The sequence below is a fragment of the Cypionkella sp. genome, assembly GCF_028290025.1.
Classification (GTDB): domain Bacteria; phylum Pseudomonadota; class Alphaproteobacteria; order Rhodobacterales; family Rhodobacteraceae; genus Cypionkella.
On the sequence record NZ_JAQGKQ010000066.1, the window covers coordinates 18,405 to 40,322 of the forward strand.

The following is a 21,918-nucleotide window of genomic DNA, read 5'->3' on the forward strand; positions in this document are numbered from 1 at the left end:
CCGCACCCGATCGAAAGTATGGCCGCTTTCCATACGGTTTATGGGTGTTTTCCAGCTAAAAATACTCGGGTAATTTCAGCGCATTAACCAAGATTTCAGCGCTTTTGCCGCCAAGTGCCCAGCCAAGCCCCAATCCGACCGAAAAATCCGCCCGCCCGTGCCCGCGCAGCTCCGGCACGTGCTTCAACTCCATCCCAAGTTTCGCCCGCGTCCGCCACCGCAGGCTCCACCATCCGCTCCCAAAATTGTAGCCACATCCGCCGCAACATGAACACCCCAAACAGCAGTGCCAGCAGTACAATGATGTTAACATAGGGAATTATCCGCACGTCAGGCCCCGCCACAGCCTTCACAGCAACCGCATTCGGGTAAATCGACAGCCAAGCCAACCTCCAACCGTAATGCGTCACCGACACCCATTTCGGAGCGGTCTCGGCCGATTTCAGATTGCCGGCCTCGGCCTGCAAGTTAGAGCTGTCATATTTAAAGTAAGGCGGCCAGATCCAACCAGTGTCCTCATTCCGGTAGACAATGACATCGCCATCCGGAAAAGCCGCCTCGATGAAGCGAATATCCCGCGTCACAGTGCTCTCACCGGTGCCTACATCCGGCGACGCATAGGCCCATGAATTCTCGGACCCAACCGTTGTGAGCCGATTGTAAGTGTTTGTAATCCTGACAACATCGTGCTGCGGCAGAGTGTAATTCAAAAAGCCCGCCACCACGAGCAACAGCAGAATTCGGATGCTCCACTTCACATAGGTCCACATTCTGGTCGCTCCTTACTGATAGTTAACAAAATAGACGGTCGCTGTAACGACCACCGCCGGGATGATATAAACCAACCAGAGCAGCCTACGGCGCAGCCCCTTTTCATAGGTTTGCATCCCGCCCCTGATATAGCTCTCACGGTCGCCCTCGATACCCCCGGCATCGAATTTCTTTTCCAACTTCTCTCGCCGAACCGATCGGGAATAGATCGAAATAAGCACATAAGCCACGGAGAGTATGATGAAACCCAGAATTGCGGCCCGCAAGATGCCAATCATCTCTGCCCCCTCGTAACAGCGCCCCAAGGCCCAACAGCAGCCGCCAAATCGCGTGCAGGCTTAGGTTCTGGCCGATGCCGATTGTCCATAGAAGGCTCCGGCCCAAACAACGCTTCCCGCGCGCCTTGGGCATCCACCTTATACTCCCGCTCCAGAAAATCGGCGACATACTGGCGCTTACGCTCCGACCAAGTTGCATATTGCGCGTAAAACAATTCCTTATGCACAATAAACATCTGGCGCACATCCATCGGCGCCAACTCGGCCAAAAGCATGTTGACCAGATCGCGCTCCGGCCCGGGTGCCGCCCGCAAAGTGTAGAAATACGCCAAATTTTCCGAGGTGATTCGGGGCCAATCGCCCGCTCCTTCCACCCAGCGCAAAAGCTGCGCCAATCCCAGAAATTCCTCCGGCAGCGCCCCTCCCAAACGATACGCGATCTTGCGCAAATCGGTGCGCCGCGCATCGCCGATTTCCAGATCAAGCGCCTCAGCGGCATCAACCAAAACGAAATCCATTTTTTGTCGCAACACCCCCGCGGCATCCATCCCACGCGCCTGCACGATGGGTTCGACAAGGCCGTTACGCTCCAACCACTCGGCGACGGCATTGCGCTGCGTCAGGTCCATCACGGGAGAAATCGGCATGTTTCCAAGAGCTTGACGCGGCTTTGTGCTGATCACACCGGGGAACTTTACATCGCGAAACACATAGAGCCCGCCGAAATGACTGGTCCAGAAACTCGGCTGTTGGAAAGTCATCGCGGGTAGATAGATCGGCATCCGCGTCACATCGCCGGTCTTTTTTGCAAGCTCGATCATCTCGGCCATTAGCACATCATCGCGCCAACCGTCGGGCTCTTGGCGGAAACGGTCAATCAGTTTGGCCAATTTGCTGGCATCGGCGACATGGCCGCCAATGGTATCTGCCTCGACGGTAATTTGACGAATTTCCAACAGTTTGGCCGCATTTGCGACCTCATAGACAGAGTTCTGCAACTCTCCTGCCACGGCATCACGCGCGGTCAGCGCAAAAAGTTGGCTTTCATTGGCCTCGATAAATTGCTGCAGGATCCCCCGCGCAGTCGAGAATTTCATGTTCAACAACGGGGCCGATTTTTGACTGGTGGTCAGCAGGATAAACTGCCGATTGCAACCGTTCGGGTTCAGGTAAAGATCATCTCCCAATTCATCACCGATCTCTGGCGAATAACCCGAGATGTCGATGTGGAAGTCCTTCAGCGTCGTCTCTTTGTTAATCAGATGCTTTAGCGCGCGATTGTATCGCTCAACCAATTGCGGCGACGAAACCTCAATCAGGTTGCCAAACATTAGGCCCTTTTCGATCAGGCGTTTCATTTACGCCTTCCCCTCGGAATACCGCCGCTTTGCTGCTTCCTGCCGTTTGAAATCACGCACCATGCCGTCAATTGCCACTTCGTCCGACTTATCAGCATAACGGAATTCACTGTCCGCGTAGCGATTGATTTCTTGGATCACCATTTCGACAGTGATCGGTTGCGTCAGCCCCTTAATCATCGTCAGCTTTTCGTCATACGGTTTAAAAAGGAACAGATCTGGGTTTTCCATCCAGGCATCGGGCAGTTCAAAGTCCATCGCTCGAACCTTCACAGCGTCAGTGATGTTCTTGATCGCGCGGCCGGTAAAACGTTCATCTGCTTGTTGAATTGCTTTCAAATATGTACCCAACTTCGCCAGTGTATCCAGCGCACCCAGATCGCTCTGCACCTTGTCCCAGACCCTTAGCAAGCCATCCTCGTGCGGTTTTGCGTAGCCTGCAAAACTTTCGGTGACCGCCCGCTTAATCTCTTGGGCGGCGAATAAATCATGGCCACCGACGGGAATGGAATGGTTCTTACCCAGCAAAAGCGAGAGAATGTCGATGTAATCCTCGCGGCTTTGCGGACCATCAACCAAAAATCGAGCGCCCGCCCTTTGGCGCAAAGCGTCATCGACATTTTCAGGGTAATTCGAGAACATCCCAAAGGTGCAATTGCCGCGCACCACGGTATTGGCACCTGCAAAGGCACCCATAAACACCGCCGTCACTTCCTGTTGCCCCGCCGAGGATTGCCGATCACCGCGTTTGCCAGCGACTTGGTCAATATCATCAATGGTGCCAAAGCCAATCACGCCCGGATCGAGCACGTTATCAATGAAAGCTTTGGCATTCTGACCCGATTTGCCCTGATACGAGTCGATCTGGTCAATTGAAAAGTTCTGATAGCGGAAAGGATAGCCTGCGGCTTTGCAGTAATCGCTTAGCAAACCAGCCATCATCTGAATAAGCGTGGTCTTGCCAGTGCCGGGTTTTCCATCGCCCATGAAGGTGAAGATAAAACCGCCCAACTCGGCAAAAGGGTTCAGCTTGCGCTCAAAATCATAGGCCATCAGCATTTTAGCCAAACGCAGACTTTGATACTTGGCAATGTGGTTGCCCACCACTTCCAAAGGCTTCTTGAACTGCATCGTCAGCGCGCCGCCCTTGGCAGCACGCGCGGGTTTGAAGCCAGCAATCGACAGAGCGTCCGCTTCGACCCGCCACGAGCCGCCCACAAAGGCTTGCAGGCGCGGCGCGCCCTCCGCCCGCAGGGCCACACGCTGCATCAACGCCTCGCAGAACGCACTGACCACCGCGACAAGCCTCGCTTCGTCACTGGCAAGAAGGGCAATATCCTGATCTAATTCCCACAATGCGCCTTGCAAAGCCAAAGGCGCGTTGTCTGTCAGGATTTCCTCGACCGCCCCGACTTCGACAGTCGTTGCACCCATTGAAGGCGAGACCAAAAACGCTGTGGCGTTGGCGAAAGTAAAGAGCGTCAACAACGCTTCGGCCGCGAGCAATTCGGTAAACTCGCTGCGTTTCCCATCTGGCAAACGGCCCTCAAGATTGGCTTTTTTCAGTTCGGCCAGCCCAGACTGCGCTGCAAAAGTATCAGCCATGGCCAAAGCAATCGCCACGCCGCGCCGTAGGCTGTGCAAGGCGGCGGCTTGCACCGGCGACACCAAGCCGTCGCCCAAGGCTTCCACCCTCTCAATGACGCGCACACCGCCGGGGCGCGCGGTGCTGCGGGTGACCATGCCGGGGGTGGTTGAACGGAACATCGGCCGCGTTCCGATGCCCGGCGAGCGCTCGGCTTTGGCCTCGACAACGGCTGATTTCGCCAATCGCGGCGTATGGTCGAACCCGGTCAAAAGCGCCAAAGCGCTGTCATACTGCGCGCGGATGGTTTCTTCCCGCAGTTCCATTGTGTCACGCGCGCCGGTCATTTTGTTTCCAATCGGTTCTTTTCAATCGTTTACGCAAGCCTACCGCACGGGCAAAATGCGATCACCTTCACCCACCACGAATTTGCGCAGTTCGCGAAAGCCGAGCGGATCAAGGTCTGCGAGCACTTGGTAGGGCCGCTCGGGCAGGATCACCATGCGATCAATCTTCGTCGCGCCGCTGTCAGGTGCGAAAGCGTCCAACTTGTAGACCTGACGTTCGGCACTGGAAAACCAACCCTCTTTGACCTCTTCTTCGCGGTCAGAAATCAGGTCTTCCACCGTCCATACCAGCGCCCAATCGTCGCCGTCAGGCGCGTTGGCATCTGCGAGAACCTGTGCAATCGGGCCGGACTGTAGGGTGAAATCATGGCTGTGCATCGGGCCAATTGTAATCCGCCGCAGACGTTTCGGGTGCAAGCCACTGAAATCTTTGTCGAACCCCTGAGCGATGGTCAGCAATTTAAGACCCAAAGCCGACTGCGCGATCAGATGCGCCTGCGCCATCGGCCAGCGGCGGTCATCATTTGGCAGGGGCTTTTTTCCGCTGTCTTCGACATCCATCAGATAGACGGCGGGCAAGTTGGCTTGGGTGTCATATACCGCCCAATGGACCAAGAAATGCTTGCGCTCCTCGCCGCTGCGGCGGACATCTTCGATCCATTGGCAATCGGGATCATTGCGTGGCCAGAAGATGCCACCGACGGCAAGGGATTCATAATAAAGCCGCTGGCTTAGCGCGAATTGCAACTGGATCGGCACGGTCAGATCCCGCACGATCTGGCGCACCATGCGATCCTTCAGCTCAGTTTCCGACGCCATGCCGCCCAAGTGCTTTTGAACCTGCGCCGCGTCCAGCGCCATCATCATCAATTCTTGCGCCACCGGAAAACCGGAGTCGTGGCGATCAAACGTCAGCCGCGGCGAGCCTTCAGCCCGCCCCGTCATCAGATACTTGTAGTTCAGCGCCTTGAAGGTGCCGGTCAGCGCCGACAAATACCGCCCCAAAACCCGGGCCTCGGTGCGAGTCAAACGGCCCTCAGCCTCCACCTCACCCGCCACCTTGATCAAATGGCGGGTGATCCGCTCAAACTTGGCAAAATAACGCCGCGCCGTGAGCGTGTCGTAAAGTTCTTGGTGGTCAGTTGTCAGCTGATCTTTGACCGTTTCGGCCACCGCTTATTCCCCGTATGCGTTCTTGTCGTGCTTCTCGACGATCTTCGCGAACCGCCGCGCGAAACGTTCATCCGCCTTGGCTTTTTGTTCTAGCACCTCGCGAGCGAACACCATGTGCCCCTCATGCGCCTCCAGCATATCCGCCATTTTCTGATTGGTCGCAGCCCCAATGGCGGCCATCGCCACCTGCGCCTCTTGGTCGGTTTTCACGCCAATCTCGTTGATACGGTGGGCGACATCCTGCTGCTGAGCGGTCTTCAAGCTAGCGCTCAAAGCATCGTACAAAACCACCCGCTGCTTGGTGTCCGTTTGCAATTTATTGATCAAAACCAGCTGCGTGGCGGCCTGATTGGTCAAACTATCGACCCAAGTTTTACCTTTTTCAATGTAGCGTTCCAACGTCTGCGATTTGGCCAGTTGCACCTGTTCGTCCTGCACCAGCGCATTGTAGCGTCCGTTCAGTGTGGCAAGTTCGGTTTCCAGCTTGGTGCGCGCGCTGGCGTCTTGCTCGACGGAAATCTTGTTCTCAAGCTCGATAATCTTCGGGTCCATCGCGCCAACCTCTGCGCGCACGGCTTCCAGCGCCATCACAGTGGCTTCACGTTCGGTCAGAGTCGCGCCAAGGTTCGCGTCGACCGTGGCCTTCTGCGCGTTCAGCATGTCCAACTGACCCTGCAGCAACCGGACGATGATGTCGGACTTGGAAATCAAATCCTGCAACTTGCTGTCGATTGACGCCGTCCGCATCCGTTCTTGCCGCATCGATTCCGATTTGGCGTTGGAAAACATCCCGATGAAGCTTTCCATCCCAGTCTTCGAGCGCATTTCATCGAAATCTTTTGAAAACCCCGCCGTCACATCATCGAGGCCCATGATAAGCTCGGCGATATTAGCGTTCATCAGGTCGGTGTGTTTGTGGACATCCTCAAGCGAGGCGTTTTCGATATCTACCGAGGTTCCTGCGTCCAGCTTGGAGCGCGCTTCTTCGATCCGCCCAGTGATCGCGGAAATCTTCGCCTGCGCCGCCGCAACCTGTGCTTGGCTTTCCTTGATCTGCGTGTCGAAATCCGCCATCGAACCCTCCGTTATGAATGTCGTGCCATGATATAGGCATGTTAAATCTAGATACATCACTTCGGCCGGGGAATTCGCATTGCTCCACGCGCTCTAGCGCAGCACCGTGCCCCGATGACCGATCATGCTAACCTTGCCGCAGTCACGGCCCGTCGCCAAGAGCTTATTGGGTTGAGGCAGTATCTGCTCCGCATTCGACCAATAATCGGTTGGGCGCGGCATCGCAGCGCCCCGGCGCGCTATACCGGAATGTTGTCGATCAACCGCACACCGTCCAACCAAGCTGCCGCCAGCATGCGACGCGGCCGTTGAGGGTCATCCGAGGGCATCAACGTCTCGGCATCGCGCAGTTCGATATATTCCACCCGATCAAACCCCGCGTGTCTTAGCTTTTCGGCCGCCTCGCGTATCGCCATTCGGTCAGACTGCCCAGCGCGGATATCCTCTGCCGCCGCTGTGATCGCGACATAGAGCACGCCCGCAATCGCGCGGCCCTCCGGCGTCAGGCGATTATTGCGTGAAGACATCGCAAGCCCATCCGTCTCTCGGATGGTCTCGCAGCCAACGATCGTAATCGGCAAATTCAAGTCGCGCACCAGCCGCAAGACGACCTGCAACTGCTGCCAATCTTTTTGGCCAAAATAGCCCCTGTCGGCCATCGTCATGCCAAAAAGTTTTGTGACCACGGTCGCCACACCGTCAAAATGCCCCGGGCGCATCCGGCCTTCCAACGGTTCAGACACACCGCCGACCGAAACGGTTGAGGTGAAGCCCGCGGGATAAACCTCGTCCGGCACCGGGGTAAAGATCACATCGACGCCGACGGTCTGCAGCAAGGCCGCGTCGGCTTCTTCGGTGCGGGGATACTGCTTCAGATCATCCGGGTTGTTGAACTGCTTGGGATTGACGAAAATCGTCACAATCACCCGCTGGCATTCCGCCTTCGCGGCACGGGCCAGTGACAGATGACCGTCGTGCAGCGCGCCCATCGTTGGCACCACTCCGATCACTTCGCCAGCCGCCTTCCAAGCCCGCACCAAGATGCGCAGCTCGGCGATCTTCCGAACAATTTGCGTCAAGGCTGCTTGCCCTTCAGCACATCTGCAAATGAATGTTCTTCATCCGGAAACGTCCCCGCGCGCACTTCGGCGGCATATTCTGCAATCGCTTCCGAGGCCAACATCCCCAGATCCGCATAGCGTTTGACAAATTTCGGCCGGAAATCGGTGAAAAATCCAAGCATGTCATCGACCACCAGCACCTGCCCATCGCAGGCCGCCCCCGCACCGATGCCAATCGTCGGAATGGTCAGTCGTTGGGTGATCCGTGCAGCCAACCCCATCGGCACTTTTTCCAATACGACAGAGAACGCGCCGGCTTCTTCAACCGCCAGCGCATCCTCCATCACCCCATTGGCCTCGCCCTCGCGGCCCACCACTTTGTAGCCGCCCAAAGTGTTCACCGATTGCGGCGTAAGGCCGATATGCGCCTGCACGGGAATCCCCCGCTGCGTTAGGAATGCGATGGTTTCCGCCATATGCGCGCCGCCCTCCAGCTTGACGCAGGGCGCACCGGTCTCGACAATTAAGCGGGCAGCATTGCGATAAGCTTGCTGCGGGCTTTCCTCGTAGCTGCCAAACGGCATGTCGATGACCGCCATCGCTTTTTGCAGCCCCCGCACCACCGAGCGGCCATGTAGAATCATCATCTCCATCGTCACGCCGATTGTGCTCGGCATGCCATGCAACACCATTCCCACCGAATCACCGACCAGAGCCATATCGCAATGCGCGTCCACCAACCGCGCCACCGGCGTGGTGTAAGCCGTCAAAACCACCAGCGGCCCTTGGCCTTTGCGGGCTCGAATATCGGGCGGTAGCACTGGGCGAACGGGGGAGGTTGCACTCATCTGATCGGCTCCGCGAATACATTTGTGCCAATCATATGGGCACAAGCCATCGGGGACGGCAAGATTATACGCCGCATCGCAGCGGCAAACCGGCTTGACGGCGCAGCATCTTGAAGGTGCTATGCTACTCGAAACCTAAACCCATACGTTTGGACTCCAACTTCGAGGCGCTGATGTCGAACATTGAACGTGTAACCCGCGAGGGCATCCCGGCTGAAACCACCCGCCCCGATCCATCGCGCGTCATTGAAGGCGATCCGGTGCATACCACATGGAACATCGAAGATCGTGACGGGCTTTATTGCGGGCTGTGGCAATCAACCCCGGGTAAGTGGACGATCAACTATGTCGAGTGGGAATACGTCTTCATCCATTCCGGCCATTCCGTGTTGACCGACGACGCGGGAGCGACAACCGAGTTGAAGGCTGGTGACAGCTTTATCATTCGACCCGGCTATTTCGGCACGTGGACAGTGCTGGAAACCACGCTAAAAGACTATGTAATCAAGGGCTAAAGCAATAGACCCCGCATCGCGCGGGGTCTATTGCTATTAATCGTGCCGGTAAACTCAGCCGTTGCTTGTTGAACCGTCAGCCAAAGCAAGTTCTGGCAAGGCCGGACAATCGGCTGCATCAATGCCTTTACGTTTGCAGGTTGAAAGCCGCTTTTTCTCAGCCTTGGCAGCCTCTTTGGCATCCAACTCAGCTTGCTTCATTGCGGCTTCGGCTTGGGCCGCTTCTTGATCAACCAGCATTTGCGCATCGCGTGGCTTGCGGGCGATGTTTTCAGGCGTTTCCGGCACAGCGCGCCCCCAGGCATCGTCCATATAGGGGCCTTCGATCGCAAGGCTCTCTTCAAGCGAACGTACTTTAACCCGTGTGCCGAGGTCGATCCGATCATAAAGATCAATCGCGTCTTGGTTGAACAGGCGTATGCAGCCTGCCGAGGTTGCATGACCAATCGTCTCATTCTGAATCGTACCGTGAATACGGAACATCGAGTCGCGACCGCCGCGATACAGATACATCGCCCGCGCACCCAGGGGATTATCAAGACCGCCAGCGCGGCCACCCGCATATTCTGCGTAAAGGTCAGGCCGAGTGCGGATCATGTTGGCAGTTGGCTGCCACGATGGCCATTTGGCTTTACGCCCTATCACGCCCGAGCCACGAAATGACAACCCTTCACGCCCAACGGCAATCGCGTACCGCATTGCACGGCCGTTTTCCTGCACCAGATAAAGCTTGCGGGCAAACGTATCTATCACAATGGTGCCCGGCGCATCATCTGCTGCATAATCTACCTCGGCGCGCGCACGATCAGCCGACAGCAGTTCGGCAGCGACAGGCTCAATATAGAAACCCTCGTCCTCTACACCCTCGTAGCCGGGTACAACCCTTGGGGATGAGTTTTGGGTTTGCGGAGTCCCACAGGCGGCAAGCGCGCTGAGCGACAACACGCCAATGAGGCGAATAATATAGCTGTTCACGGGGCAGAGACTCGGCTGTGAGGAAAATTATCTTTGCACCTAGAGCCTGCTGTTTGCATTCCGTCAAGCCCCGCGAAATGATTGAAAATGGAAAACCCGGTGAATCTGCCAATGCGCGCTGATTCTTTCGCGACCGAAGGCAATTTTCGAGCGCCGATGTGCGTTTGACTGGGAATCATTTCTCAAACATTCCCCATAGCATTTGCCGAGAATAAGTTATCCTGTGCGCGCACCTCGCGCATTGCGATGGCTTATAAAGGAAAAGAACATGGGACTTGAAAGTCTGTTGATCGCTTTGCTGATTGGTGCCGTTGCAGGCTGGCTTGCGGGACAAATCGTGTCGGGCTTCGGTTATGGCATACTTGGCAATATCGTGATTGGCATCGTCGGTGCGTTCATCGCCAGCGCAATTCTGCCACGTGTCGGCCTCGGCTTCGGTGGTGGCATCCTCGCCGCAATCGTTCACGCAACCATCGGTGCAGTGATCTTGCTGTTCGTGATCAAGCTGGTCAAACGCGCTTAAACGGCCATCGATCAAAAGGGCCGGGAGTATTCTTCCGGCCCTTTCCTTTTATCCAACGACGTTAAAGGGGGGTCCGTAGGGAAATTTGGTAATATCCTCATTGCCGTCTTCAGTGATGAAAAGAATATCATGCTCGCGGTAACCGCCAGCACCCGGTTGTCCCGCAGGGATCGTCAACATCGGCTCCATGCTGATCACCATGCCGGGCTCCAGCACCGTGTCGATGTCTTCGCGCAACTCCAACCCCGCCTCGCGACCATAATAATGGCTGAGCACGCCGAACGAGTGGCCGTAGCCAAAGGTGCGATATTGCAGCACCTGATGTTCTTCAAAGAAGGTGTTCAACTTGGCCGTCACCTCAGCGCAGGATGCCCCCGGTTTTAGCAGGCTCATCCCCAACTCATGGGCGGCGATGTTGATTTCCCAGATCCGCAGGCTGGCAGGATCAACTTCTTTCACAAACATCGTGCGTTCCAAGGCGGTGTAATAGCCTGAAATCATCGGGAATGTGTTCAGGCTAAGAATGTCACCGCTTTTCAGCTTGCGGCTGGTCACCGGGTTATGCGCGCCATCGGTGTTGATGCCGGATTGGAACCATACCCAAGTGTCGCGGAATTCTGCGTCGGGAAACCGCTTGGCGATCTCAAGTTCCATCGCATCCCGGCCCGCCATGGCGATGTCAATCTCACGTGCGCCCGCGCGCACAGCCTCACGGATGGCAAAGCCGCCGACATCCGCCACCCCAGCGCCTTGCCGGATCAGATCCAGCTCGGCTCGCGATTTCATCATCCGCTGCTCCATCGTGCCGCGCGAAATATCAATACCGCGCTTGGGCTTAAGGAAATGGCTCAGCTTTTCCGATTGCACCAGAGTCAGATGATCGGCCTCGCAGCCAATCGCGCGGCCTTCCCCCGTCACCGACAAAATAGCGCGCCAGTAATTGTCACGCTGCCAATCCGTATAAGTGATGTTGTCCCCGTACGAACGCCGCCATGGCTGACCCGCATCAATCCCCGCCGAAATGGTCACATTCTGCGTCGGCGTAACAACCAGCCCATACGGGCGGCCAAACGAGCAATAGAGAAACCCCGAATAATAGGCGATGTTATGCATCGAAGTGAACACGCAGGCATCAACCCCATGCACCTCCATCAGATCGCGTAATCCGGCGAGTCGCGCCTCATATTCTTCGGCGGCAAACGGCAAAACCCGGTCGCCTTGGTGAAAACGATATTGCTCTGGACGTTCCGTCATCATCAGACCTCATGTTTGGGGTCTGAGATCTGCGTCCCGGAACCCCGAAAGGTCCCGGCGTGCAGGACGAAAGCAGGTTTCCCCGCAAGCGATGGGGCTTTCCCCCTGTGGTGACGCCATCACCACGGCTCGGCCCCCAGACTATGTCCCGCAGGCTTGCTTGGCAAGCCTGCGGAGTTCGGTTTGGCTTAAACGGCTTTGCCAGCAAAATCCTCGGCGCTATGCCGCTCCGGCACTTGCTCGGCTTCATCACCCCAATTTTTGTTGACGATCCGCCCGCGTTTTACGCCCGGCCGCGCATCAATCTTCTCAGCCCAAGCCATCAGGTGTTTATAGCTTGTCACATCCAGAAATTCGGCTGCATTATAGGCGCGACCAAGCACCAAGCCGCCATACCAAGGCCAAATCGCCATGTCAGCGATAGAATATTCCGAGCCGGCCACATAGGCACTCTCAGCCAGCTGGCCATCCAGCACATCAAGCTGGCGCTTTGTTTCCATCGCATAGCGGTTGATCGGATATTCAAACTTTTCAGGTGCATAGGCGTAGAAATGGCCAAAGCCGCCGCCCACAAACGGAGCCGAACCCATTTGCCAGAACAGCCAGTTCAACACCTCTGTCCGCGCCGCACCGCTGGCGGGCAGAAACGCACCAAACTTATCCGCCAAATGCACCAACATCGAACCGGATTCGAACAAACGCACAGGTTCGGGCCCGGTCAAGTCTAGCAAGGCAGGGATTTTTGAGTTCGGATTGACCCCGACAAAGCCCGACCCAAACTGGTCGCCCTTGCTGATATTGATCAGCCAAGCATCATATTCGGCAGCATGACCCGCCGCCAACAACTCTTCAAACATGATGGAGACTTTTTGGCCGTTCGGCGTCGCCAACGAGTAAAGCTGGAAACCGTGTTTGCCACGCGACAGTTCTTTTTCATGCGTCGGCCCAGCAATCGGGCGGTTGATATTGGCGAACTGACCGCCGTTGGCAGCGTCCCAAGTCCAGACCTTCGGCGGAACATATGGTGAGGTCGTCATCGCAAATCCTTTTGGGGCGACTTGCCCCGGGGAGCCGAAGGTAAGCATAATTCCGCCTTGCGGCAATGCCCCGCGCTTGCACAAAAAACCACAGCCCCCATCTCAAATGTGCACAACAATGGAGAGATGCATGCAGTGTCCTGTGGACGGTGAGACTTTGGTGATGGCCGATCGTAGCGGCGTCGAGATAGACTATTGCCCGAAATGCCGAGGTGTGTGGCTGGATCGAGGCGAGTTAGACAAGATCATCGACCGCGCAGCCGCGGCCCCCGAGGCAGCCCCAGTACGGCGTGAGCCAGCGCCCCGCGATGCCGCCCCAGTTTACCAGCCAGAACCGCAGCGCCAAGTGCCGCGAGACGACGAGCGTCGGCGTTATGATCATGACGACGATGACGACCGCTATCGCGGCAAGAAAAAACGCCGCGAAGGCTTTTTGAGCGACCTGTTCGACTTTTAATTTCCGCGCCTTCTGAGGCGATTCGGGCAGGGTCACGTTATTCCGCGAGCTGAAGTGCTGCGGAATTGCGGAAGGATGAATACGGCCAAGCCTCTGGCGTATCGACCAGACCATGGCGAACCGGGTCCATCTGGCAACTGCGCATATGCAGCGCCATGTCGGCAGCATCGCTAATTCGGTGCTGCCAAAAACCGCGTTGCCAAACGCCCTGCGACGTTTGACTACCACGGGCTGTTCGAGCCGAAAGCGGCAAACTTGCGGAAAACCGCGCTTTGATCAGCCTCCAGCGGCCCACGACGTCAATATCCCCGACGGGCAGGGTCCAAATCGCATGTAAATGATCAGGCATGACCACCCAAGCCGCAATTTCAAATGGCCGCTCTGTCCGCGTCACCCGTACGGCTTGGCGCAGGCGCTCCACTTCCAGCACCAGCAAATCGTCCCCCGCGCGACTGAGGGCTACGGTGAAGTAGATGGCTTCTACGGCGGGAGGATGGCTGTGATATGTCATGCAGCCAGCCTGCCATATCACTGGTTAAGATTGCGTTACCGCGTCCGTGCCTCAAGGTCAGATACGTCAGTTTTAAACGGACCGCGTGATCCCGCCATCCACTCGCAGATTCTGCCCAGTGATATAGCCCGCTGCATCCGAGGCCAAAAAGCTGACGGTACCCGCGATCTCTTCTACGCGGCCATAACGGCCCATTGGAATCCGCGCGCGGAATTCTTCCTTCTCTGGCAACGAGTTGATAAAACCCGGCAAAAGGTTGTTAATGCGAATGCCTTGCGGTGCGTATTTGTCAGCGTAAAGCTTTGTAAAGGCAGACAAACCGACACGCGCTACACCACTGGTCGGAAATGCCGGATCGGGTTCAAAAGTCGCAAATGTCGTGATGTTGATGATCGAGCCACCCGTGCCCTGCGCTTCAAAAATCGGAGTCACCAACCGGATCGGGCGCACAGCGGACAGAAAATAAATGTCGATGCCCTGATGCCAGCCCTCATCCGTGATGTCCAAAAGCGCCGCCCGTGGCCCATGCCCGGCCGAGTTCACCAGCACGTCAATGCGGCCAAACTTCGCCATCGTGGCGTCAATCAGGCGCTTCACATCATCGTTGTTCTGATTCGATCCCGTGACTCCGACGCCGCCAAATTCGGCAGCCAAAGCCTCACCCTTGCCGGACGAAGACAAGATCGCCACCGCAAAGCCATCAGCCGCCAAACGCCGTGCCGCTGCCGCTCCCATGCCAGAGCCGCCCGCTGCAATCACCGCAACCTTTTGCATTTTCGCCTCCATCTATGATTGGCCGGAAGCTGACACGCTCCCATGCCAAACACCACCCGCATTTGTCTGGCGTAGTGTTGGGGCTACCAGCGATTGAGCGCCGCTTCGTCCTCATCCCGGGCCGCAACCCATTCAGCACCATCCGTCGACAGCTCTTTCTTCCAGAAAGGCGCGCGTGATTTCAGGTAATCCATCAAAAACTCAGCTGCAGCAAAAGCTTCGGCCCGGTGCCGCGCGGCAGTCGCGACCATCATAATCGCCTCTCCGCCCGCCAAAAGGCCGTGCCGGTGCACCACCAAAGCATCGATCAATGACCAGCGCAGCATGGCTTGCTCGACCATGCCCGAAATCGCCTTTTCGGTCATCCCCGGATAATGCTCAATCTCCATAGCCGCCAATGTGCCGCCATTGTCGCGCACCAATCCGGTGAAGGTGACAACCGCCCCCGCCCCACCGACCTGCGCCGCAAAGGCGTTCGAAAGCGCGCCCAGATCAAACGGCTCGGCTTGAACCGTCACCTGCATCTCAACCACCCGTCATCGGAGGAAAGAACGCAACCTCGCGCACCCCGGCCAAGGGCGCGTCAAAGCTAGACAGTTCCTGATCCAGCGCCACTCTCAACGAGGCAAGGTCACCGAATGCCCACGCGTAACGTTCTTCGCGTGCCTTCAACTCGGCGATCAAATCCATCACCGTAGCCGCCTGCGTATCCAGCTTTTCGCGCGGAACACCGATCCGCTCGCGCACCCAAGCGAAATACAGCACGTCGATCATTTGTCTTCTCGCAAGAACGGCAGCGCTTTGCGGAAATAATCAAGCCCCGTCATCGCAGTCAGCAGCGCGGCAACCCACATCAGCACCAGCCCGACGTCGCCGGCAAGACTGGCACAATCGCGCTTGCCACAGGCCCGGATAGGGTCAGCCAAACCTTGCGATACCGCGTCAGCATATTGCGCAGGCGTCATGCCCTGCATCGCGACACCGTTGAGGTATTCCAACCCGGTGCCCAAAAACAAAACCGCAATCGCCACCATTTGCGCTGTGGTTTTCCACTTTGCCAACTTGGTGACCTTCAAAAGCCCGGCCTTCGCGCCCAAAAACTCCCGGAGGCCCGATACGAAAACTTCGCGGAACAAGATCACCGTGGCAGGCAGGATCAGCCAAGCGTTCATGCCGGAATAACCGGTCAGCACCATGATCGCGATCACCACCATCGCCTTGTCGGCAATCGGGTCCAGCATAGTGCCGAACTTACTCTCTTGCTTCCATAGCCGCGCAAGGTAACCATCAAACCAATCTGTGATTGCGGCGCCGACAAACAGCGTTAGCGCGAACCAATCCGCCCAAGGTCGCTGGAAATACAGGAACATCAGCGCCACACCGGGGGCCGCGAACAGGCGCATAACAGTAAGTGTGTTTGGGATCGACCATTTCATAAATGAAGTCGTAGCCCAAGTCGCCCCTCGGGGGGAAGCTGCAATTCTGACCTAAGTGGGCGAAACCTACGCCATAACGGCATTGCAATCCCTCATTCCGGCACCGGAGCCCAGATCGCATCATCAATTCTTGGTGCCCCCGTCGCGAGCATCACCACGCGGTCAAACCCCATCGCAATTCCGCTGGACGCAGGCATAATCGCCAATGCCTGCAGGAAATCTTCGTCGAGCGGATACCGCTCGCCATAAACCCGCGCCTTCTCATCCATCTCTAGGTGAAAGCGACGGCGCTGTTCATCGGGGTTGGTCAACTCACCAAAACCATTGGCGAGTTCTACCCCGCAGGCATAGACCTCGAACCGCTCCGCCACGCGGGCATCACCGGGGTGCTTGCGCGCCAAAGCCGCCTCGGCGCTGGGGTATTCATCCAAAATGGTGATACGGCCCATACCAAGATGCGGCTCGACCAACTCTCCCAACACGCGGCTTAGCATATCCGGCCACGTATCATCCGCAGCCACCCGCAGCCCGATCCGCGTCAACTCTGCGGCCAGCACCACAGCGTCCGGCTCACCATCCGGTCTGATGGAGGCCAGCAAGTCCACCCCAGCATAGCGTGAGAATGCGTCTGCTACCGACAACCGCTCGGGTTCCGCAAAAGGATCGCAAACCTTACCGCGAAACCGCAGCGTTGCTGATCCCGCCACCTTAGCCGCCAACCGACAAAATGCCACCGCGTCGGCCATCAGCACTTCATAGCTCTCACCGACCCGATACCACTCCAACATGGTAAACTCTGGCGAATGCAGCGCCCCGCGCTCTCGGTTGCGGTAGACATGCGCGAAAGCTGCGATCCGCCGCTCTCCCGCCGCCAACAACTTCTTCATCGCAAATTCAGGCGACGTGTGCAGATACATTGCCCGCCCCACGCCGTCATTGCCGATAGCTTCCGTCATAAATCCGTGCAGATGCGCCTCATTGCCCGGCGAGATCGCCAGCGCCGAGGGGTCGACCTCGATAAACTCGCGCTCCGCCAGCCAGACCCGCATCGCCGCCTGAATCCGATTACGCGCAAGCAAAATCTGGCGCCGATCGGCATGCCGCGCTGGTGTCCACCACGGCTGATCCATATTTTTGGCTTTCATCTGGAGATTTCCGATCAAATGGGCTACAGCCTGCCCGATATGCGGCCCCCTTACCCTTGGGGCCGCCCAAGAACAAGGAATCTGACGTGAAAGTCATCGCCTCCAGCCTGCGCAAAGGCAATGTCGTCGAAATGGACGGCAAACTTTATGCCGTCCTCAAGGCCGAAAATTTCCACCCCGGCAAAGGCACGCCTACCACCAGCGTAGACATGCGCCGGATTTCGGATGGCGTCAAAGTCGCCGAGCGTTGGCGCACCACGGAAATGGTTGAAAAGGCCAACGTCGATGACCGCGAATACGACTTCCTTTATGAAGACGGCGAAGGCTTTCATTTCATGGAGCCTACCACCTACGAACAATTCGCCGTGCATCCCGACGTGGTTGGCGACGACAAGGCGTTCCTGACCGATGGCCTGAAGGTTTACCTGAAAACCTATGACGGCGTTGCAATCGCGCTCGAACTGCCGCAGCGCGTCAATGTTGAGATTGCCGAGACCGAGCCTGTGGTAAAAGGCCAAACAGCCTCGTCGTCGTACAAGCCCGCGATCTGCACCAACGGCGTCCGCGTCATGGTGCCGCCACATATCGGCCCCGGCGCGCGCATTGTGATCAACACCGAGGATTATTCGTACTACGGTCGCGTCCAAGACTAAGCCGACCGCTTTGCAGGCCCGCCCGCATCCCGCGCGGCGGGCTTTTTCATGCGCATCGCCCAACCGTCTGACAAAATCCAGCCGCTCACGCAGACGGCGGCAACGCGCTTTAGTATTAGCCTAAATATTCTGTTTCCGGAGGCTACCCTCCGGCTTGCAGCAACCCTTTCTCATCTCTTGCGCAAATCATCCTCAATATACGCCTGCACAATATCATCAAAACTATCCTCGGCCCGAAACCCCAACGCCTTCGCCCGCGTTGCAGCAAACCGCCGCGGCCAATTCTGCACGATCGCCCAAACTGCCGGGTCAGGCACATCGCGGATCAGCGCCGCCACATCAGCCCCCGCCGCGCGCTTCAAAGCCTCAATCTGCTCGCCTACCGTCACGGCTACCCCCGGCAAAGTCAGATTGCGCCGCAACCCCACCGCCGCCAAATCCAACTCCGCCGCGTGAAGAAAAAATCCCACCGCCGCGCGCGGGCTGGCCATGGTGTGCAGCCAATCCAGCGCCACCGGCACGGCGGCCGGCAAGCCATTCAGTGGTTCGCGGATGATGCTTGAAAAGAAACTGGACGCCGCCCGATTGGCTTTGCCGGGGCGCACGCAGATTGTTGGCAAACGCAACCCGATGCCATCGAAAAATCTGCGCCGCGAATAGTCTGACAGCAGCGCCTCACCGATCAGCTTTTGCACGCCATAAGACGAGTGCGGCGTCGGTGCGAAATCATCGGGTATTTCCTCCGGGAACGGCCCACCAAACACCGCCATGGTTGAGGCATAGACCAGTCGAGGCGCATAATCCGCCATCCGAATAGCCTCAAACAACGCCCGCGTGCCATCGACATTCACCGCGTAGCCCAGATCGAAATTCGCCTCAGCCTCACCCGACACCACCCCCGCCAAATGAAAAATCACATCAGGCCGGTGCGCGATCAAACCTTTTGCCGCTCCCTCAGCCGCTAGGTCCCCCACCAGCGCTAAATGCGGAGCTTCCACCTCCGCCGCTACGATATCATGCAAGATCAGCTGGCTGATCGCCCTGCCCTGCACCTGCCCTCGCGCCAGCAATGCTGCCGTCAGCTTGCGGCCAATCATTCCCGCCGCACCCGTGATCAAAACCCGCATGAAACCCTCCCGTTTCGCCACACTAAAGCATAGCCCGCCCAAGCCACAAAGCTTCGTCTGCAAAAACTGGTGTCCACACGTGGGCACGGGTGCCTTTTATGACTTATCAATGGGTTACGGGTGCCGATTCAGGCTTGATTTACCATAACACACGCAGAGCAGCGCGCGGGCAACCTTATCGCCGCTCGCATCTAGCGTTCCAGTCGTTGAGTTGCGAGCCGATTAAACCGTCGGCACTGTGCCGCCATCAATGACGTATTCAGTACCAGTGATCGACGCTGCGCGGGGTGAGACGAGGAAGGCGATCAGGTCGGCCACTTCTTGCGGCTTGGCGGGGCGTCCTAGAGGGATGCCGCCCAGACTGTCCATGATAATCTTTTTGCCGCCCGCGTAATCGGTGCCAGCTCGAAATGCCAAGCGTTCGGCCAGCGCCACAGAAGCCTCGGTTTCCACCCATCCCGGCGATACGCGCACGACGCGGACGCCTTTCGGTGTCACCTCTTTCGACAGCGCCTTGCTGTAGGTCGCGAGAGCGCCTTTGGCTGCGGCATAAGCGATCGTGGATTCGGGCAGCGGTAGTTGATGTTGGATTGAGGTGACATGGATCACCACCCCGGCCCCTTGCGCCACCATTCCCGGGACCAACGCCCGATCCAACCGCACCGCTGCCATCAGGTTTTGGTTGATTTCGCGCATCCACAGATCGTCGTCCAGCACCGCAAAACCGCCACCCGGCGCGGCAGAACCGCCCACCACGTTGACCAGAATATCGACGCCGCCCATGCTTTCCAGCGCCCTTTTGGCAAGCAGGGCGCAGCCCTCGGCGGTCATCAGGTCGGCAGTGCAAAAGACGACATCGGCGGGCAGATCATCCGGCTTTGTGCGCGCGCTGGTTATCACTTTCGCCCCCGCAGCCAGCAAGGCTGCTACAACCGCTTGCCCAACGCCTTTGCTGCCGCCCGTCACCAATGCGCGTTGGCCATTCAGATCAATCCATCCAGACATTAGTGAATCTCCAATTCTGCGATCAGCCCTGATTTGAGCGTGAAGCCGAAATCGAGCGTCACCGGGCTGCCTTTGAAGCTGCCGGAAACCTCGGCCGTTACGATGGTTTTGCCGCGGTCTTCGCGGATCGATAACATGCGGGTCGCCTGCACCGGGGCATTTGAGGCGATGTGCCAAGCTTTGATTTCGGCCAGTCCGTGGTGGATTTTGGCTTCATCGTGCACGATGGCATCGGCGGCAAAGCAGGTGTCAAAAGGCTGGCGCGTGCTGTCGGCGCTGGCAGCAAAGTAGGTGGCAAGAGCGGTGGGGAGTGCGATCATTGGGCTTCCTTCGCGTCGGGCATGACGCATCTGTTGCAATGACCGAGATATCGCATTAGCTAGACATTATGGAAAGAACACACGAAAAAGTTGGGTACTTACCTGAAGGTAAGCCATTGGAGTCGGAACCAGTTTCCGCCGCCGTAGGCGTCGAGACGGTGATCCGCATGTTAGAGGGTCGCTGGAAGCTGGTGATCCTGTTCAAGCTGTTCGGCGGCAAGCTGTTGCGGTTTTCTGATCTTGAGCGGGCGATTCCGGCGATCTCACAAAAGATGTTGATCCAGCAGTTGCGGCAGATGGAAGCTGACGGCATCGTCACGCGGCTGGTGCATCATCAGGTGCCGCCGAAGGTGGAGTATGGCCTGACGGCGTGGGGGCAATCGTTGTGTCCGGCGCTGGATGCGTTGCTGCAATGGGCGGGCAATGCGCCGGATGAGGTCAGCTTGGGTTTAGAGCACTTCGTGCCGCGTTAGGAGTGGACTGATCCGTCAAAGTTTAGCCCGTCGAGAATTCCTGCGATCTTTGATAGAATTGCGCGGACTCTGGTCGTTTATCTTGGATCAATACTCTCACCGGAGGCTTCCTGCGGCAAATGTCGGATGCCTCCGGCGGGGATATTTGGGCCAATGTGAAATGCAAAGCGCGGCAGAGTTGCCCCTGCCGCGCTTTGGTAGTTGTTTTAAAGTTAGATGATTTCTGACATTTTCACCACGCGGCCCTCGGCCACGGACTTTACTGCTGCTTCGGCCAGTGCGAGAGCGATCAGGCCGTCTTCGCCTGATGGTTCAGCTTTACCCTTACCACCCAAAGCCGCGATTAAGGTGGCGATTTCGGCGGCGTAGGCTTCGGTGTAGCGGGTCATAAAGAAGTCGTGCAGCGGCGGGCGGGTGTAGCCTGCGGCGGTGGCGACTTCGATCGAAACCGGGCGCTGGTTTTCGGCGCTAACCGCACCGAGCGAGCCGTGGACTTCGATGCGCTGATCGTAGCCGTAGGTGGCGCGGCGCGAGTTCGAGATCATCGCTTGGCGACCGGATTTGGTTTTCAGCATGACTTGAACAGAATCAAAATCGCCAGCCTTGCCGATTTCGGGATCGACCAGAACGGCGGCGGTGGCGACAACTTCGGTGATTTCTTCACCTAACAGAAAGCGGGCCATGTCGAAATCGTGGATGGTCATGTCGCGGAAGATGCCGCCGGAGCGTTTGATATAGTCAATCGGCGGCGGGCCGGGATCGCGCGAGGTGATCACGACCATCTCAGGCGTGCCAATGGTTCCCTTATCAATTTCTGCGCGGACGGCTCTGAAATGCGGATCGAAGCGACGGTTGAAGCCGACCATCAGGGTGCCTTTGTGGGCGCGCACGACTTCGAGGCAGGCTTTGACGCGGGCGAGTGAAAGGTCGATGGGCTTTTCGCAGAACACCGCTTTGCCCGCTTTGACGAATTGTTCGATCAGGTCGGAGTGGGTGTCGGTCGGGGTGCAAATCACCACTGCGTCGATGTCTTTTGACGCCAAGATCGCCTCAACCGAGCGGACTTCGCAACCGTATTGATCAGCAATCGCCTGCGCCGCTGCCGGGAAAGCATCGGCCACAGCGACGAGTTGTGCGCCTGCATCGCCCGTCACCGCTTTGGCATGGACCTTACCGATGCGGCCTGCGCCCAAAAGCCCGAATTTTACTGTCATGTCA

General features: G+C 57.5%; 25 protein-coding genes and 1 pseudogene. 5 read left to right on the forward strand and 21 right to left on the reverse strand.

Annotated features, from left to right (window positions below):
- Positions 1 to 95 precede the first annotated feature (95 nt).
- From JWS10_RS10955 to panB, 8 genes are all read right to left on the reverse strand, one after another.
- Positions 96 to 770, reverse strand: coding sequence for a DUF1523 family protein (locus JWS10_RS10955; protein WP_299478723.1), 675 nt, complete (start codon positions 768 to 770; stop codon positions 96 to 98).
- Between the two features lie 12 nt (positions 771 to 782).
- A complete protein-coding gene (locus JWS10_RS10960; protein ID WP_299478720.1) occupies positions 783 to 1,049 on the reverse strand; it encodes a hypothetical protein in 267 nt (88 codons plus the stop codon).
- Positions 1,046 to 2,407 carry a DUF6638 family protein gene (locus tag JWS10_RS10965; protein ID WP_299507298.1) on the reverse strand — a complete coding sequence of 454 codons (1,362 nt, stop codon included), beginning with the start codon at positions 2,405 to 2,407 and terminating at the stop codon, positions 1,046 to 1,048. The genes JWS10_RS10960 and JWS10_RS10965 overlap by 4 nt, the downstream gene beginning before the upstream one ends.
- A complete protein-coding gene (locus JWS10_RS10970; RefSeq protein ID WP_299507300.1) occupies positions 2,408 to 4,339 on the reverse strand; it encodes an ATP-binding protein in 1,932 nt (643 codons plus the stop codon).
- Between the two features lie 39 nt (positions 4,340 to 4,378).
- Positions 4,379 to 5,512 (reverse strand): hypothetical protein, encoded by a 1,134-nt coding sequence (locus JWS10_RS10975; protein ID WP_299507302.1) that lies wholly within the window; start codon positions 5,510 to 5,512, stop codon positions 4,379 to 4,381.
- A gap of 3 nt (positions 5,513 to 5,515) precedes the next feature.
- Positions 5,516 to 6,586: a hypothetical protein gene (locus JWS10_RS10980; protein WP_299507304.1), complete on the reverse strand. Its 1,071-nt coding sequence runs from the start codon at positions 6,584 to 6,586 to the stop codon at positions 5,516 to 5,518.
- A gap of 239 nt (positions 6,587 to 6,825) precedes the next feature.
- Complete coding sequence (panC, locus tag JWS10_RS10985; protein WP_299507306.1) at positions 6,826 to 7,665, reverse strand: pantoate--beta-alanine ligase; 840 nt, start codon at positions 7,663 to 7,665, stop codon at positions 6,826 to 6,828.
- Positions 7,662 to 8,495, reverse strand: a complete 834-nt coding sequence (gene panB / locus JWS10_RS10990) for a 3-methyl-2-oxobutanoate hydroxymethyltransferase (protein WP_299507307.1) — start codon at positions 8,493 to 8,495, stop codon at positions 7,662 to 7,664. Before panB ends, panC begins: the two co-directional genes overlap by 4 nt.
- A 173-nt stretch (positions 8,496 to 8,668) precedes the next feature.
- Here panB and JWS10_RS10995 point away from each other — a divergent pair, with 173 nt between their 5' ends.
- Positions 8,669 to 9,010 (forward strand): cupin domain-containing protein, encoded by a 342-nt coding sequence (locus JWS10_RS10995; protein WP_299507309.1) that lies wholly within the window; start codon positions 8,669 to 8,671, stop codon positions 9,008 to 9,010.
- 291 nt (positions 9,011 to 9,301) lie between these two features.
- On the opposite strand, the pseudogene JWS10_RS11000 reads toward JWS10_RS10995, so the two are convergent.
- Positions 9,302 to 9,955 (reverse strand): annotated as a pseudogene (locus tag JWS10_RS11000) (L,D-transpeptidase); the annotation flags it as partial.
- 298 nt (positions 9,956 to 10,253) lie between these two features.
- On the opposite strand from JWS10_RS11000, the gene JWS10_RS11005 reads away from it, so the two are divergent.
- Entirely contained in the window at positions 10,254 to 10,508 is a 255-nt protein-coding gene (locus JWS10_RS11005; RefSeq protein WP_299478695.1) for a GlsB/YeaQ/YmgE family stress response membrane protein, read from the forward strand.
- Between the two features lie 48 nt (positions 10,509 to 10,556).
- Here the strand turns inward: JWS10_RS11005 and JWS10_RS11010 are convergent, their stop codons facing one another.
- Together JWS10_RS11010 and yghU are read right to left on the reverse strand one after the other, a co-directional pair.
- Positions 10,557 to 11,762, reverse strand: a complete 1,206-nt coding sequence (locus JWS10_RS11010) for an aminopeptidase P family protein (protein ID WP_299507425.1) — start codon at positions 11,760 to 11,762, stop codon at positions 10,557 to 10,559.
- Positions 11,763 to 11,950: 188 nt separating this feature from the next.
- The gene (gene yghU / locus JWS10_RS11015) at positions 11,951 to 12,799 is read right to left on the reverse strand and encodes a glutathione-dependent disulfide-bond oxidoreductase (protein WP_299507311.1); all 849 of its coding nucleotides are present in this window, start codon (positions 12,797 to 12,799) and stop codon (positions 11,951 to 11,953) included.
- 130 nt (positions 12,800 to 12,929) lie between these two features.
- On the opposite strand from yghU, the gene JWS10_RS11020 reads away from it, so the two are divergent.
- Complete coding sequence (locus JWS10_RS11020) at positions 12,930 to 13,256, forward strand: zf-TFIIB domain-containing protein (RefSeq protein ID WP_299479138.1); 327 nt, start codon at positions 12,930 to 12,932, stop codon at positions 13,254 to 13,256.
- A gap of 37 nt (positions 13,257 to 13,293) precedes the next feature.
- Here the strand turns inward: JWS10_RS11020 and JWS10_RS11025 are convergent, their stop codons facing one another.
- The 6 genes from JWS10_RS11025 to epmA form a co-directional block, all read right to left on the reverse strand.
- Positions 13,294 to 13,767 carry a transposase gene (locus tag JWS10_RS11025; RefSeq protein WP_299507313.1) on the reverse strand — a complete coding sequence of 158 codons (474 nt, stop codon included), beginning with the start codon at positions 13,765 to 13,767 and terminating at the stop codon, positions 13,294 to 13,296.
- A 72-nt stretch (positions 13,768 to 13,839) separates the two neighbouring features.
- Positions 13,840 to 14,541 (reverse strand): SDR family oxidoreductase, encoded by a 702-nt coding sequence (locus JWS10_RS11030; protein WP_299507315.1) that lies wholly within the window; start codon positions 14,539 to 14,541, stop codon positions 13,840 to 13,842.
- 83 nt (positions 14,542 to 14,624) lie between these two features.
- The gene (locus JWS10_RS11035; protein ID WP_299507317.1) at positions 14,625 to 15,065 is read right to left on the reverse strand and encodes a molybdenum cofactor biosynthesis protein MoaE; all 441 of its coding nucleotides are present in this window, start codon (positions 15,063 to 15,065) and stop codon (positions 14,625 to 14,627) included.
- A gap of 1 nt (position 15,066) precedes the next feature.
- Positions 15,067 to 15,315 (reverse strand): molybdopterin converting factor subunit 1, encoded by a 249-nt coding sequence (moaD, locus tag JWS10_RS11040; protein WP_299479149.1) that lies wholly within the window; start codon positions 15,313 to 15,315, stop codon positions 15,067 to 15,069.
- The gene (gene pgsA / locus JWS10_RS11045) at positions 15,312 to 15,977 is read right to left on the reverse strand and encodes a CDP-diacylglycerol--glycerol-3-phosphate 3-phosphatidyltransferase (protein WP_299479152.1); all 666 of its coding nucleotides are present in this window, start codon (positions 15,975 to 15,977) and stop codon (positions 15,312 to 15,314) included. The genes moaD and pgsA overlap by 4 nt, the downstream gene beginning before the upstream one ends.
- Positions 15,978 to 16,069: 92 nt before the next feature.
- Positions 16,070 to 17,122 carry an EF-P lysine aminoacylase EpmA gene (gene epmA / locus JWS10_RS11050; protein WP_299507319.1) on the reverse strand — a complete coding sequence of 351 codons (1,053 nt, stop codon included), beginning with the start codon at positions 17,120 to 17,122 and terminating at the stop codon, positions 16,070 to 16,072.
- An 86-nt stretch (positions 17,123 to 17,208) separates the two neighbouring features.
- Here epmA and efp point away from each other — a divergent pair, with 86 nt between their 5' ends.
- A complete protein-coding gene (gene efp, locus JWS10_RS11055) occupies positions 17,209 to 17,775 on the forward strand; it encodes an elongation factor P (protein WP_299479158.1) in 567 nt (188 codons plus the stop codon).
- A 170-nt stretch (positions 17,776 to 17,945) separates the two neighbouring features.
- Here efp and denD read toward each other — a convergent pair whose 3' ends face one another.
- The 3 genes from denD to JWS10_RS11070 all read right to left on the reverse strand — a co-directional run bounded on the left by denD (position 17,946) and on the right by JWS10_RS11070 (position 20,227).
- A complete protein-coding gene (denD, locus tag JWS10_RS11060) occupies positions 17,946 to 18,902 on the reverse strand; it encodes a D-erythronate dehydrogenase (RefSeq protein WP_299507322.1) in 957 nt (318 codons plus the stop codon).
- A 222-nt stretch (positions 18,903 to 19,124) separates the two neighbouring features.
- Positions 19,125 to 19,907, reverse strand: coding sequence for an SDR family oxidoreductase (locus JWS10_RS11065; RefSeq protein ID WP_299507324.1), 783 nt, complete (start codon positions 19,905 to 19,907; stop codon positions 19,125 to 19,127).
- Complete coding sequence (locus JWS10_RS11070) at positions 19,907 to 20,227, reverse strand: nuclear transport factor 2 family protein (protein WP_299507326.1); 321 nt, start codon at positions 20,225 to 20,227, stop codon at positions 19,907 to 19,909. Before JWS10_RS11070 ends, JWS10_RS11065 begins: the two co-directional genes overlap by 1 nt.
- A 116-nt stretch (positions 20,228 to 20,343) precedes the next feature.
- Here JWS10_RS11070 and JWS10_RS11075 point away from each other — a divergent pair, with 116 nt between their 5' ends.
- Positions 20,344 to 20,700, forward strand: coding sequence for a helix-turn-helix domain-containing protein (locus JWS10_RS11075; RefSeq protein ID WP_299507328.1), 357 nt, complete (start codon positions 20,344 to 20,346; stop codon positions 20,698 to 20,700).
- A 212-nt stretch (positions 20,701 to 20,912) separates the two neighbouring features.
- Here the strand turns inward: JWS10_RS11075 and iolG are convergent, their stop codons facing one another.
- A complete protein-coding gene (gene iolG / locus JWS10_RS11080; protein WP_299507331.1) occupies positions 20,913 to 21,914 on the reverse strand; it encodes an inositol 2-dehydrogenase in 1,002 nt (333 codons plus the stop codon).
- Positions 21,915 to 21,918 lie beyond the last annotated feature (4 nt).